Genomic DNA, 12845 nt, shown 5'->3' with positions numbered 1-12845 from the left:
CCCGTTTGTCAGGGGATCATAGGCGCTTATTCCAGCGTGGCAATCACTGCGCGCAGGGTCGCGATGCCCCAGCCCTTTTCCGAAGAGGTCACGATCATCTCGGGGTAGGCGGCGGGGTGTTTCGACAGGGCACCGCGGATCTGGTCGAGGATCCTTGCGCGGTCCTTTTCCTTGACCTTGTCGGCCTTGGTCACGACCACCTGAAACGTCACCGCAGCGCTGTCGAGCAGGCTCATGATCTCGTCGTCGACCTTTTTCACTCCATGGCGTGCGTCGATCAGAACAAAGGCGCGGCGGAGCGTCTGGCGGCCTTGCAGGAACTGTTTGAGCAGCCGCTGCCATTTCTCGACAACCGGCAGCGGTGCGTTGGCATAGCCGTATCCGGGCAGGTCAACGAGATAGAGATCGTCACCGGCGGTGAAATAGTTGATTTCCTGGGTGCGTCCGGGCGTGTTCGACGCGCGTGCCAGCGCCTTTGTCCCCGTCAGCGCGTTGATCAGAGAGGACTTGCCGACGTTGGAGCGCCCCGCGAAGCAGACTTCGAGGCGGTCGGGATCGGGCAGGCCGGACATGGCGACCACGCCCTTGACGAAAACCGTCTCACCCGCGAACAGCATTCGGCCTTTTTCCAGCGTTTGTGCGTCCGGTTCTTCGACCTCGGGAAAGGGCAGCTGCATCAGATCACCTCCAGACTGTCACCGACGGCAATCTCGCCGGACTGGACCACCGTGCAGTAGATCCCGAAATCCTGATGGCCAAGGGCGTTGAGCGCTTCCAGCGTGTCGATATCACGTGCGCCGGTATCGGTGTTCACGGTGGTGGCAAGGCAGCGGGTGATCCGCTCCTCGATTTTCAGGCGGGCCGAGCCAAGGGAAATCTCGCGTCCGATCCAGTCGAATTCGGCCCATGCGGGCGCCCCGTCGAACCAGATGTTGCCACGCCAGCGCTCTTGCTGGAGCGGGGCCATGGCGATGCTTTCGACAGCCGCGTGGGATGCGGCATTGCACAGCGAGATCGAGGGGAAAGGCGTGTCGGTATAGCCGCGCCGGTCAAGGCGTACGACGTGATCGGGCTGGGCGCGGGCGGGGTCGCACAGGGGCTTGACCCATTCGATCAACGCCGCCCCGTCGCGGTCGGGCTGGACGGTCAGATCAGGCAGATCCGGGTGGCGCAGCGTCAGCGTTTCCGTCTGCGGATCAAGGCTGGCCGTGATGGCCATCAGGCCCGGCGTCTTGGCACCACGGTTGAAATTCTGGCAGCCGACCCAATGGTTGTCCTCCATCTTGGCGGCGTCATGGGCCACGGCCCAGAGCCGGTCAAAGGGCATGGACTGCCCCTCGACAAGGCGAACCCGGTCCAGCGCTTCGCGTCCGTGTGCCTTGACCGGATGTCGCCAGAGCGCCGTAACCTGCATCACTTCTTGCTCTTGGACGGCGACGTGGCCTTGTTCGCCGCCTTGGACTTGCGGGAGAAGCCGGATCTGATGTTGCCCAGAAGGTCCGGTTTATAGCCTTGGCTGCGCATGATCAGATACTGCTGGGTAAAGGTGATCGTGTTGTTCGCGATCCAGTATACGACTAGGCCGGAGGCAAAGCTGCCGAGCATGAACATGAAGACCCAAGGCATCCAAGCAAAGATCATCTGCTGTGTCGGGTCTGTCGGTGCCGGGTTCAGCTTCTGCTGGAGCCACATGGAGATCCCCAGTAGCAGCGGCAGAATACCGATGAACACGAGCGCCATGATCGACCCCGGTTCGGGGCTGGCAAAGGGCAGCAGGCCCCAGAGGTTGAGGATCGTTGTCGGGTCGGGCGCGCTGAGGTCCTGGAAGGGGCCGAAGAAGGGCGCGTGACGCAATTCGATGGTAACGAAGATCACCTTATAGAGCGAAAAGAAGATCGGGATCTGCAGAAGGATCGGCAGACAGCCCGCGGCGGGGTTCACCTTTTCCTTCTTGTACAGCTCCATCATGCCTTGCTGCATCTTCTGCCGGTCGTCGCCCGCCTGCTCCTTCAGCTTTTCCATCTTCGGCTGGAGCTCTTTCATCTTCGCCATTGAAACGTAGGATTTATAGGCCAGCGGGAACAGAAGCGCCTTGATGAAGAGCGTGAGCGCGATGATCGCGACACCCATGTTGCCGATCAGGATATTGAACTGGTGCAGCAGCCAGAAGATCGGCTTGGTCAGGAAAACGAACCAGCCCCAGTCGATGGCGTCGATGAAGTTGTAGACACCGTTGTCCTCGTACATCTTCAGAACGTCCCACTCCTTTGCGCCCGCAAAGAACTGGGTTTCGACTGTCGACGTCGTGCCGGGGGCCACGGTTTCAACGGGCATGACCGCTTCAACCTGATAGATGTCGCGGCGTTCGTCGTATTTGATCACGGATTTGAACGCGGAGCCCTGCGTGGGGACCAGAACGCTCATCCAGTAGTGGTCGGTGAAGCCGATCCAGCCGTTTTCGGTGATATTCGCCTCTTGGGTGCGGGCACCGGCGCGAGGGTTGAATTCGAACTCGGGAATATCGTCCCAATCGGTCTCGGAATATTCACCGTCCGCCATGGCGACCACGCCTTCGTGGAGAATGAAGAAATTCTTGAGGTCGGAAGGCACACCGTGACGGGCCAGAATGCCGTAGGGGGCCATTGCCACCGCGGTTTCGCCGGTATTCTCGACAGATTGGGAAATCGTGAACATGAACTCTTCGTCGACGGAAATCGTCTTGCTGAAGAGCTGTCCCGACCCGTTGTCCCATGTCATGGTGATCGGGCTGCCGACGCCGAGGGTTTCGCCTTCGGACAGGGTCCATTCCGTATTGGGGCCGGGCACGGAGGAAGGATCGACACCTGTTGCGGCGGCCCAGCCGTGGACGGCATATTCCGCCTCCGAAGTACCGACGGGGTGAAGGACTTCGACGATCTGTGCGTCTTCGTCCAGCGATGTGCTGTAATCCTTGAGCGCCAGTTCGTCGATGCGGCCGCCCAGAAGAGAGATCGAACCGGTCAGGCGATCCGTTTCGATGCCGACGCGCGCTGCGGATTCGATGGCGCTGGGCGGTGTCGTTGTATCGGCTTGCGCGCCAGGGGTGCTGGAGGTCAGATCCGCGCTCGGTGCGCTGAGCGAGCCTTCGGCGGGTGCCGTCTGGGAGGTTTCGACGCCGTCTACCGGCACATCGCCCTCCGGAGGAGGGAACAGGACGAACCAAACGAGGATCACTACGAAACTAAGCGCCGTTGCGAGAATGAGGTTCTTGTTCTGGTCGTCCATTGGCACCGCCACCTGCTGACTGAAAACTGTCCGGTGGGTACACAACCTGCCGTGCCAAAGGTCAAGGGGATTCAGGCCCGCGCGCGCCTTTGACACAAGCGTTTCAGTGCATCGGTTACCTATTTCCGGCGGCTCTGCGCGATCTGCGGAACCTCCTGCAGCTTGGCCGTGTGCGCGGTGATCCACGCAACGGTCTGGTCAAAAGGCATGGGGCGCGCGATGCCGAAGCCCTGAACGTGGTTGCAGCCAAGCTGGGCCAGCAGCACATGTTCGCCCATGGTTTCCACCCCTTCGGCCAGCGTGTCGAGGTCCAGCCGCTCTGCCATCGTCAGGATGGCGCTGACCAGCTGCTGCTGGTCCGGGTCGCGGTCCGCGCGGACGACAAAGCTTCGGTCGATCTTGATCCGGCCGATGGCAAACCGCTTGATTGCGGTGAAAGACGCGTTGCCGGTGCCGAAATCATCCAGATCGATCCTGCACCCCAGATCGCCGAGGGCGCTGATGTTGCGGGCGATGATATCCTCGGGCGAATTCGCAACGACGGTTTCAAGGATTTCGATCGCCAGCCGGTCGGCGCCCAGATCGAACCGGTCCAGATCCCATTTGATCCGTTCCACGAGATTGGGATCGCTGAGTTCCGATCCGGTGAAGTTCACACCGACGCACGGAATTTTCAAACCCGCAGCGTCCCAGGCCTTCAGCGCCCGAAAGCTGTGGAAAATCATCTTCTCGGCAAGCCGCTCCATCAGCCCTGCATCGGCGATTGCGGGCAGAAACTCGGCCGGCGGCAACGTGCCCCTCACGGGGTGGACCCACCGGGCAAGCGCCTCGAACCCGCTGACCATGCCTGTGTCGGTTGAGAGTTGCGGCTGGAACCACGGTGCGATCTCTCCGCTTTCGAGCGCATCCTCGACCTCTTCGCGCAGGGTGCGGCGGGGGCGGATCACCTTGTTCATCTGGTCCGAATAGGCGCGTATCGAAGAGGGGCCGCGTGCCTGCGCATGGCTGAGCGCTGTGCGCGCGGCCTCCAGCCATTCTGCGCCTGCTCCGGCAGTGGACCGCGACAGCTGGCAGAATCCAACCGTCGCGTTGATATAGATCGCGGTGCCGTCGACCGCGATCGCGTCCTCGGCAACCGTTTGAAGACGCGCGGCGACCTGAATGCAATGCTCCAGCGACAGCTGCCGCGAAGGCCCCACGCAGACGCCGAAACACCCCTGACCGAGATCGGCCAATGCGTCCTCGTCGCGCAACATGCTGCGCAGGCGCATCCCTGTCTGGTGTATCACATGTTCTGCAGCGGCGGCCCCGTGGTGACCGCGCAGATCCTCAAGCTCTTCGACAAAGACGAGGTGTATGCAGGCCTCCAGCTGGTGCTGGCGGGAGGTTTCGGCGACCTGCGCCACCCGTTCGTCAAAGGCGCGGGCAGACATCGGTTTGTCCGACACATCGCGCCGCGCGGATGTTGCCACCGTCCCGCCCGCCACGAGGTAGAGCACGGGCAAGATCGCCGCGACAACCAGCAGCGCGCCTTCGCCGCCGAACCAGAACGCGGCGAGCGAGAAGGCGGGCACGAATGCCAAGGCGGGCGGTCCGGTCAACGCACGGAACAGGCGTTTGCGCACCATCTGGTAGGCGGATTTGTTTTGCTGTTCCAGCACAGGACCCTCCGGTTCGGGGGCGTCATGGCCAGACATGCGCCCACCCCACTACTCTAGCGGGTACGAAAACAAGCGGAGGTTAACGTATCGAAAATATCTCGAAAAAATTGTTTCTATTTTTCGAGATCCCGGGAAAGGCCAGCGAAATCAAATATTTTGGGGTCGAGCAGATGCGACGGACGGGCGTTCATCAGCGCGCGGAACATCACTTGCCGTCTGCCGGGGCTATTCGTTTCCCAGCCATCCAGAATCGCTTTGACCTGCTGGCGTTGCAGGCCGTCCTGCGATCCGCACAGATCGCAGGGGATGATCGGATATTTCATCGCCGAGGCGAATCTTTCGCAATCCGCTTCCGCGACATGGGCCAGAGGGCGATAGACGAACAGATCGCCCTCTTCGTTCAGCAATTTCGGCGGCATGGTCGCCAGCCTGCCGCCGTGAAAGAGGTTCATGAAGAAGGTTTCCAGAATATCGTCGCGGTGATGGCCCAGAACCACCGCGGTGCAGCCTTCCTCGCGCGCGATCCGGTAGAGGTTGCCGCGCCGCAGCCGCGAGCACAACGCGCAGAAGGTCCGCCCGGCCGGTATCTTGTCCATGACGATGGAATAGGTGTCCTGATATTCGATCCGGTGCGGCACGCCCATCCGCTCCAGAAACTCCGGCAGGACGGTGGCGGGAAATCCCGGCTGGCCCTGATCGAGGTTGCAGGCAAGAATTTCCACCGGCAACAGCCCGCGCCACTGCAGCTCGTGCAGCACGGCCAGAAGGGTATAGCTGTCCTTGCCGCCGGACAGGCAGACCAGCCATTTGCCGCCCTCTTCGATCATCCCGTATTGTTCGATCGCCTCGCGGGTGTAGCGCACGATACGCTTGCGCAGCTTGCGGAACTCGGTCGTCTGCGGGGCACCCTGAAAGAGCGCGTGGATTTCTTCGGGTTGGTCGAGCATTGCGGAACTCCTCGGCGGGCAGTTGAATTTCCCTATATCACGTTAGTTTGTCCGGTGAAGCCCGGAGGAGCGTGTGATGCGTTACATGATAATTGCTGCGGCGTTGTTGGTGTTGGGGGCCTGCACGGGCAAGCCCGCGCTGGACGACGAGAAACTGTCGCAACGGAATTTCGATCTCGAACGGTACTTTCAGGGCCATACCGTGGCCAAGGGCCAGTTTCAGGACGTGTTCGGGACCGTGCGGCGCAGGTTCGACGTGGATGTGACCGGCACGTGGGACGGTGAGACCCTGAAGCTGGTCGAGGATTTCGTCTATGAGGACGGATCGACCGAGCAGCGCATTTGGACCCTGCGTAAGACCGGCCCGATAACCGCGGACCAGACGTGGGAAGGCACTGCCGACGGCGTGCTGGGTGTTGCGACCGGACAGGAGCGCGGCGATACTTTCAACTGGACCTACAGGATCGACCTGCCCGTTCCCGACGGCACCCTGCGCGTCGCATTCAACGACTGGATGTGGGACATGGGCGGCGGCACTGTCCTCAATCGCGCCTACATGAAAAAATACGGCGTCGATATCGGCGAGGTCATCATAACCTTCGAAAAATCCTAGGTCCGGTCAGGGGTCTGACGGTGGCTCGGGAACCGGATCATAGCCGTCGCCGCCCCACGGATGGCAGCGACCGATGCGGCGGGCGGCCAGATAGCTGCCGCGCAACCCGCCATGCTTTTGCAGTGCCTCCAGCGCGTAGGCCGAGCATGTCGGCTGGTAGCGGCAGTTGAATCCCACCCAGGGGCTGAAAACGAGGCGGTAGAACATCACCGGCAGGGACAGCACCCGCGCGAGCGGCGTCACGCCTTGGTGTCCGCGTGCAGTATGGCCAATGCGCGGGCAATGTCCTTGCACAGCGCGGCGAAGGGCTGGTGCGCAGTCGCATCGCGGCGACCGATCAACACATAGTCATGGTCGGGGCGGGCGAGGGGCGGCAGCGTCAGGCGCACAGCTTCGCGCAGGCGGCGCTTTGCGCGGTTGCGTGCGACGGCGTTGCCGACTTTCTTGGAGCAGGTGTAACCGACGCGCAGACCGTCCGTGTCGGTTTCGCCCGCACTCCGCTGACGTGCCTGCAGAATGAAGCCGGGCATGGCGACGCGACGTGCGCGGCTGGCCCGTTGGAAATCACGGCGTTTCGTCAGCGTGGAAGGCGGCACGCACGACGAAACCGCCGCATCCTGCGTCTCTTCCGGCGAAAGGCCGGGCGAGAGAGGGTGCGACGGTGCCATGCGATCAGATCGCAACGCGTGATTTACGCGCTGAGCGATTTCCGGCCACGGGCGCGGCGCGCGTTCAGAATCTTGCGGCCGGCTTTGGTCGCCATACGGGCACGGAACCCGTGGCGGCGCTTGCGGACGAGGTTCGAAGGTTGGTAGGTGCGTTTCATCGCTCCGTCTCCATCAAAAGCAGGGGTGCGGGCGGCGGAATCGCTGCCTCGCGTCAATTCAGACCTGTCCCCTAAAGAGGATGGCGGACCAAGTCAAACCCCGCACGCCGGAAATCCGCCCCGGAAGCAATAAAACTGTGTCAGCAACCGCCCGATATGTTTCAATCGATGAGAAATTCGGGCCAAATGCGCTAGATATCGACACAGCCGATCAATCACGCGTGAGAGCCCCTGTCGCGCGCGATCTTGTGCGGTCATGTCGGACGCAACCGACATGTCGCGCAGGAGCGTCCAGAAATGACCGAGATGAACCAGACCACAGACAGCGAGAAAAGCACGATCGCCCGCTTCGGCCCGCTTGCGCTGGTCGCGGTTGTGTCGCTGGCGGGGCTGTTTTTCCTGCGTGACTACCTCAGCTTCGAGACGTTGCGCGACAACCGCGAGGCGCTGATCGCCTTTCGCGACAGCAATTACCTGCTGACAGCCGCCGTCTTCGTGCTGGCCTATGTGGTGATCGTGGGCTTTTCGCTGCCCGGTGCCACGATTGCCACGCTGACCGGCGGCTTCCTGTTCGGCACGGGCATCGGCACCGTCTTCAATGTGGCCGGTGCGACGCTGGGCGCGATCGCGATCTTTCTGGCCGCGCGTCTGGGATTGGGAGAGATGCTGAAGGCGCGGATCGACGCTTCGGACGGCGTTGTCGCGAAGATCAAGCGCGGGATCGACGAAAACCAATGGTCGATGCTTTTCGCGATCCGGCTGGTGCCGGCGGTGCCGTTCTTCGTGGCAAACCTGATCCCGGCATTTCTTGACGTCCCTCTCTACAGGTTTGCGGTATCGACATTTCTGGGCATCATTCCCGGCGCGATTGTCTATACCTCCGTGGGTGCGGGGCTGGGGGCGGTATTCGCACGCGGCGGCACGCCCGATCTGGGCATCATATTCGAGCCGCATATCCTGCTGCCGATCCTCGGGCTTTGTGCTCTGTCGATCCTGCCGGTAGGGATCAAGGCGGTTACAGGCAGGAAGGATCTACTGAAATGAAACGGATCAAGACCGATATCCTGATACTCGGGGCCGGGTCGGGCGGGCTGTCCGTGGCGGCAGGCGCCGCGCAGATGGGCGCGGATGTGACCCTTCTGGAGGGTCACAAGATGGGGGGGGACTGCCTGAACTACGGCTGTATCCCGTCCAAGGCGTTGATCGCCAGTGCGAAAGCCGCCTACGGGCAGCGCAACACCTCTGCTTTCGGCGTGGCCGATGCCCCGGGAAAGGTGGATTACGCCGCCGCCAAGGACCACGTGGCCGAGGTGATCGCGCAGATTGCGCCCGTCGACAGCCAGGAGCGGTTCGAGGGGCTGGGTGTGCGGGTCATCCGCGAATACGGACGTTTCATCAGCCATGACGAGGTGCAGGCGGGGGACACGATCATCGCGGCGCGGCGCATCGTGATCGCGACGGGTTCGTCGCCCCTCGTGCCGCCGATCCCCGGTTTGGAGGAGGTGCCCTACGAGACGAACGAGACGCTGTTCGATCTGCGCGAAAAGCCCGGTCATCTGTTGATCGTCGGCGGTGGACCCATCGGCATGGAGATGGCGCAGGCGCATATCCGGCTGGGCTGCAAGGTGACGGTGATCGAAGGCGACAAGGCGCTGGCAAAGGACGATCCGGAGCTTGCCGCCGTGGTGCTGGACACCCTGCGCGACGAAGGGGTGGAGATCGCAGAAGGGGCGCAGGCGGCGCAGGTGCGCGGCACCGCCGGCGCGATCGAGGTCGAGGCAGAGGACGGGCGGATCTTCAAGGGCACGCATCTGCTGATCGCTGTCGGGCGCAAGGCCAACACCGACGGTCTGGACCTGCATCTGGGCGGGATCAGGCCAGCGCAGAACGGGATCGACGTGGACGAGAGCCTGCGCACCACGAACCGCAGGGTCTATGCCATCGGGGATGTCGCGGGCGGGATGCAGTTTACCCATGTGGCAGGCTACCACGGGGGGGTGGTCATCCGTTCGCTGCTGTTCGGGCTGCCCTCGAAAGCGAAAACCGCGCATATTCCCTGGGCAACCTATACCGACCCCGAGTTGGCGCAGGTCGGCCTGACCGAAGAGCAGGCCCGCAAATCGCACGGCAGCAAGCTCGAGGTCGTGCGCTTCGCCTACGCGCACAACGACCGCGCCATCGCGGAGCGGCGGACGAAGGGGATGATCAAGGTCATGGTTGTCCGGGGGCGCCCGGTGGGCGCGTCGATCGTCGGCTATCAGGCGGGGGAGTTGATCAACCTGTGGGCGCTTGCGCTGGCCAACAAGATGAAGATGAGCCAGATCGCCAATATGGTTGCCCCGTATCCGACGATAGGTGAAGTGAACAAACGCGCCGCGGGGGCCTATTTCAGTCCGCGCCTGTTCGAGAGCGATACGGTCAAACGGGTGGTGCGATTCGTGCAGAGATTTATTCCATGATGGCGGAAGGCATGCGCGTGCCGCGACATCCCTCCCGCCATCCCGTATAGGGGCGGGCCCGGACGATGGTGAATTCGCTCTCCGGACGATTGCTTGTCCTGACGACGATCTTCGTGATGATCGCCGAAGTGCTGATCTTTGTCCCGTCGATCGCCCGGTTTCGCGAAGACTATATGCTCAACCGGCTGGAGCGCGCGCAGATCGCGTCGCTGACCCTGCTGGCCGACGACATGATCGACGCCGATCTCGAAGCGGAGCTTTTGCGCAACGCCGAGGTGTTCAACGTGGTGTTGCGGCGCGATGCCGTGCGCCAGCTGGTTCTGGCCTCGCCCATGCCGCGGCAGATTGCCGGCACCATAGACCTGCGCGAGAACGACGCGCTGACCCTGATCCGTGACGCGATGCGCCGTCTGCTGCGCAGCCAGAACGAGGTGATCCGTGTGATCGGGGCGCCGGTGCGCGACGCGGGTCTGCTGATCGAGGTGACAATGGAAACCGCGCCCATGCGGAACGCCATGATCGACTACGGCCTGCGCATCCTGGCCCTGTCGGCGGTGATTTCAGTGATTACGGCGCTCTTGCTGTTTGTGGCCCTGCGCATCCTGCTGGTCCGCCCGATCAAGCGCGTGGTGGCCCACATGCAGCGCTATGCGGACGCGCCCGAAGACGCGCGCCGCATCATCGCGCCCTCGGCGGGGATACGCGAGTTGCGCGAGGCCGAAGAGGCGCTGAAGTCGCTCCAGACCGAACTGACAGCGGCGCTGCGCCAGAAAGAGCGGCTGGCCCAACTGGGTGCTGCCGTCAGCAAGATCAGCCATGATCTGCGCAATATCCTCACTTCGGCGCAGCTGTTTACGGACCGCATCGAGGCATCCGAGGACCCTGTCGTGGGGCGTATGGCGCCCAAGCTTGTCGGCTCTATCACCCGCGCGGTTCATCTGTGCGAATCGACACTTGCCTTCGGCAAGGCCGAAGAGCCGACCCCGACCATGTCCCGTGTGCACCTCGCGCCGCTGGTCGAGGATGTGCTGGACGGAGAGCGTCTGGCCGTCGGGGAGGCGCCGATCACCCTGCGGGCCGATGTGCCGCAGCATTTACATCTGCCTGCCGATCCCGAGCAGTTGCACCGCGTGCTGAGCAATCTTGTCCGCAACGCCCGCCAGTCTATCGCCGCAACGGGCAACCCCGGCGACATCGTGGTACAGGCCGAGGAGGTCAGCGACGCATGGCTGATTACCCTGACAGACACCGGCCCCGGCATTCCGGGAAAAGCGCAGGCGCATCTGTTCGAGCCGTTTCAGGGCTCCATGAGCAAGGGCGGAAGTGGGCTTGGCCTCGCCATCTCGGCAGAGCTGATCCGCGGCCACGGCGGAACCATCCGGCTGGCGAGAACCGGCCCCGAGGGGACCGAATTCCGTCTGCGATTCCCCAAGGGCGACAGATCGGGCTGAGGTTTTTTCGACAAAGGTGAAATTCGCGGAGAGAAGGGCTTGCATACCCCGCGCGGGCGGACTAAACCCGCCGCCAGTGGACCGATAGCTCAGCTGGATAGAGTACTTGACTACGAATCAAGGGGTCGGGGGTTCGAATCCTCCTCGGTCCGCCACCCACCCTTGTCTCCATTTTCGATGACCGAACAGCGCAGAATTTTTGCGCAATTCCCGCTATTTGCGAAACCCCCACACCAACAGAGACGCCCCGTGGTGGGCCCATTGGCAGGTTGAATGCCAGTCGTCTCACTGTGCTCAAAACGCCGGTCCGGTTTTCTGGGTATTTCCCTGATAATAACCAATTTACAGGGAAATTTGCGCATTTGACCCAAAATCACTGGGAGTGGAGGTGTATTACAGAAGCAAAGTCAGAGGTTTAGATGGGATTTCCCTAAGGAAGATAACAGGGAAATTTTTAGACGGAACAGGGAATGTTCAGGTGTGTATCAGGGAACGGTTATTCGCAAACAGGGAAGTGGCTATTTGCCAAATCCAAAGCGCTGCTCTTGGTGTGACCAGTCGAGCGGAATGTCTGCGCGCACCAGTGTTTCAAGGGTCATCTCAAGCGGCTGTGTTCCATCCAGGATCGCGCTCTGGATTTTGGGTGAAAGAGAGACCAGGGACGTCACACGTCTGATGTAGCGTTCAGAGTGTCCAACGCGCTGGGCGAGTGTTTTGAGAGGCTCCCCAGATTTGAGGCATTCGGCCCAATCGTGCGCGTTGCGCAAGGCGCGGAGCAATGTCTCGTCCGTTGCCGCGGCGCGATCTCCGGCGATGATTCTGGTCTCAACCCCGCGCCGTCGGCATGTGAACGGAACATCGATGGCGTAAAGAGAGGCGTGCAGGTCATCCGTTTTGAGTTCGACGGCTGCAGCCAGCGCGGTTTGATCAACCGCGATTTGCAATCGACCATGTCCGATCACAATGTTTGAGATAAGTGAACACGCCGGTTGGGCAGTCTCAGTTCTGATCGTTTTGGCCAGGTCACCAACTGCGTTTGATGCGATCTCTGACCTTGTAGCGTCGCATGTGCCGAGAACGGCATGTCGGTCTGCATGATCTTGCAGGTGATCGGAGATAGCGCGCACGACTGCATCCTCGAAGGCTTGCGCAGGGAGTCGCCAGCCAGTTGGATCAGTGCCACCCGAGATCAGCCGGTTGGAGACATAATAGGGTAGCCGCTTGCCGCGCCGTACTGTGTGAGTGGGCGTCAGAATATCGCCGGTCTCATCCCGCACCTTGCATTTGAGCGGTGCGTCCGATCCAGTTGCTTGCCCTGCAGCTGCGCCGCGCCGGCGCGCGCTGGCGGACTTGAGATGCTGGTGTACCCGATCCCAGATGGCTTGGTCGATGATCGCGGGGTGCAGCCCTTCAAAAGTCTGATCCTTGTGACGGATCGTCCCGAGATAAACAGGGTTGGTGAGCATATGATAAATCTGACCAAGGCTGAACGCATTGCCACCTTGAGTCCGCCCCGTTGAAAAGACGTGTCGCTTGGATTGTAGTCTCAGCCTGTCTGTCTCACTCACCACCACGCTCAGACAGCGATGGCTCTCATAGAGTTGGAATATCTGCCGAACGACTT

The 12845-nt window shown here is 61.8% G+C and carries 12 protein-coding genes, 1 tRNA gene and 1 pseudogene; 5 read left to right on the top strand and 9 right to left on the bottom strand.

The genetic code is table 11. The features are described 5' to 3' along the window. Positions 1–26: 26 nt before the first annotated feature. The 5 genes from yihA to ttcA form a co-directional block, all read right to left on the bottom strand. Positions 27–677, bottom strand: a complete 651-nt coding sequence (gene yihA, locus ABMC89_RS08770) for a ribosome biogenesis GTP-binding protein YihA/YsxC (protein WP_349567270.1) — start codon at positions 675–677, stop codon at positions 27–29. Then, complete coding sequence (locus ABMC89_RS08765) at positions 677–1414, bottom strand: MOSC domain-containing protein (RefSeq protein WP_349568577.1); 738 nt, start codon at positions 1412–1414, stop codon at positions 677–679. The genes yihA and ABMC89_RS08765 overlap by 1 nt, the downstream gene beginning before the upstream one ends. Next, positions 1414–3264: a membrane protein insertase YidC gene (yidC, locus tag ABMC89_RS08760; RefSeq protein WP_349567268.1), complete on the bottom strand. Its 1851-nt coding sequence runs from the start codon at positions 3262–3264 to the stop codon at positions 1414–1416. The genes ABMC89_RS08765 and yidC overlap by 1 nt, the downstream gene beginning before the upstream one ends. Before the next feature lie 119 nt (positions 3265–3383). Beyond that, on the bottom strand, positions 3384–4961 hold the full coding sequence (locus ABMC89_RS08755) for a putative bifunctional diguanylate cyclase/phosphodiesterase (RefSeq protein WP_349567266.1): 1578 nt from the start codon (positions 4959–4961) through the stop codon (positions 3384–3386). Positions 4962–5038: 77 nt separating this feature from the next. Further along, positions 5039–5872 carry a tRNA 2-thiocytidine(32) synthetase TtcA gene (ttcA, locus tag ABMC89_RS08750; RefSeq protein WP_349567264.1) on the bottom strand — a complete coding sequence of 278 codons (834 nt, stop codon included), beginning with the start codon at positions 5870–5872 and terminating at the stop codon, positions 5039–5041. Positions 5873–5948: 76 nt separating this feature from the next. Between ttcA and ABMC89_RS08745 the strand changes: the two genes are divergently transcribed. Next, a complete protein-coding gene (locus ABMC89_RS08745) occupies positions 5949–6485 on the top strand; it encodes a DUF3833 domain-containing protein (RefSeq protein WP_349567262.1) in 537 nt (178 codons plus the stop codon). A 6-nt stretch (positions 6486–6491) separates the two neighbouring features. Here the strand turns inward: ABMC89_RS08745 and yidD are convergent, their stop codons facing one another. The 3 genes from yidD to rpmH are packed head-to-tail and all read right to left on the bottom strand — an operon-like array spanning position 6492 to position 7311. Continuing rightward, complete coding sequence (yidD, locus tag ABMC89_RS08740) at positions 6492–6728, bottom strand: membrane protein insertion efficiency factor YidD (RefSeq protein WP_349567260.1); 237 nt, start codon at positions 6726–6728, stop codon at positions 6492–6494. Then, the gene (gene rnpA / locus ABMC89_RS08735; protein ID WP_349567258.1) at positions 6725–7153 is read right to left on the bottom strand and encodes a ribonuclease P protein component; all 429 of its coding nucleotides are present in this window, start codon (positions 7151–7153) and stop codon (positions 6725–6727) included. Before rnpA ends, yidD begins: the two co-directional genes overlap by 4 nt. Positions 7154–7176: 23 nt before the next feature. Continuing rightward, on the bottom strand, positions 7177–7311 hold the full coding sequence (rpmH, locus tag ABMC89_RS08730) for a 50S ribosomal protein L34 (RefSeq protein ID WP_005980833.1): 135 nt from the start codon (positions 7309–7311) through the stop codon (positions 7177–7179). A gap of 306 nt (positions 7312–7617) precedes the next feature. On the opposite strand from rpmH, the gene ABMC89_RS08725 reads away from it, so the two are divergent. The 4 genes from ABMC89_RS08725 to ABMC89_RS08710 all read left to right on the top strand — a co-directional run bounded on the left by ABMC89_RS08725 (position 7618) and on the right by ABMC89_RS08710 (position 11376). After that, positions 7618–8355, top strand: a complete 738-nt coding sequence (locus ABMC89_RS08725; protein ID WP_439655658.1) for a TVP38/TMEM64 family protein — start codon at positions 7618–7620, stop codon at positions 8353–8355. Continuing rightward, entirely contained in the window at positions 8352–9770 is a 1419-nt protein-coding gene (locus ABMC89_RS08720) for a dihydrolipoyl dehydrogenase family protein (RefSeq protein ID WP_349567254.1), read from the top strand. Before ABMC89_RS08725 ends, ABMC89_RS08720 begins: the two co-directional genes overlap by 4 nt. Positions 9771–9835: 65 nt before the next feature. Beyond that, positions 9836–11221, top strand: a complete 1386-nt coding sequence (locus ABMC89_RS08715; protein ID WP_349567252.1) for a sensor histidine kinase — start codon at positions 9836–9838, stop codon at positions 11219–11221. 78 nt (positions 11222–11299) lie between these two features. Further along, positions 11300–11376, top strand: a tRNA-Arg gene (locus tag ABMC89_RS08710). 363 nt (positions 11377–11739) lie between these two features. Here the strand turns inward: ABMC89_RS08710 and ABMC89_RS08705 are convergent. After that, positions 11740–12837: pseudogene (locus tag ABMC89_RS08705) on the bottom strand (recombinase family protein); the annotation flags it as partial. Between the last annotated feature and the right edge of the window lie 8 nt (positions 12838–12845).

Origin of the sequence: Sulfitobacter sp. HNIBRBA3233 (genome assembly GCF_040149665.1) — a bacterium.
Taxonomy (GTDB): domain Bacteria; phylum Pseudomonadota; class Alphaproteobacteria; order Rhodobacterales; family Rhodobacteraceae; genus Sulfitobacter; species Sulfitobacter marinivivus.
Note: the sequence above shows the minus strand (reverse complement) of the source record. Positions and strands in the feature narration are given on the sequence as shown.

Excerpts from the sequence above, each read along its gene's own strand:
- ABMC89_RS08755 (WP_349567266.1), bottom strand. The coding sequence starts at position 4,961 with ATGTCTGGCCATGACGCCCCCGAACCGGAGGGTCCTGTGCTGGAACAG.
- ABMC89_RS08720 (WP_349567254.1), top strand. The coding sequence starts at position 8,352 with ATGAAACGGATCAAGACCGATATCCTGATACTCGGGGCCGGGTCGGGC.
- ABMC89_RS08715 (WP_349567252.1), top strand. The coding sequence starts at position 9,836 with ATGGTGAATTCGCTCTCCGGACGATTGCTTGTCCTGACGACGATCTTC.
- ABMC89_RS08745 (WP_349567262.1), top strand. The coding sequence starts at position 5,949 with ATGCGTTACATGATAATTGCTGCGGCGTTGTTGGTGTTGGGGGCCTGC.
- ABMC89_RS08725 (WP_439655658.1), top strand. The coding sequence starts at position 7,618 with ATGAACCAGACCACAGACAGCGAGAAAAGCACGATCGCCCGCTTCGGC.
- rpmH (WP_005980833.1), bottom strand. The coding sequence starts at position 7,311 with ATGAAACGCACCTACCAACCTTCGAACCTCGTCCGCAAGCGCCGCCAC.
- ABMC89_RS08765 (WP_349568577.1), bottom strand. The coding sequence starts at position 1,414 with ATGCAGGTTACGGCGCTCTGGCGACATCCGGTCAAGGCACACGGACGC.
- yidC (WP_349567268.1), bottom strand. The coding sequence starts at position 3,264 with ATGGACGACCAGAACAAGAACCTCATTCTCGCAACGGCGCTTAGTTTC.
- rnpA (WP_349567258.1), bottom strand. The coding sequence starts at position 7,153 with ATGGCACCGTCGCACCCTCTCTCGCCCGGCCTTTCGCCGGAAGAGACG.
- yihA (WP_349567270.1), bottom strand. The coding sequence starts at position 677 with ATGCAGCTGCCCTTTCCCGAGGTCGAAGAACCGGACGCACAAACGCTG.
- ttcA (WP_349567264.1), bottom strand. The coding sequence starts at position 5,872 with ATGCTCGACCAACCCGAAGAAATCCACGCGCTCTTTCAGGGTGCCCCG.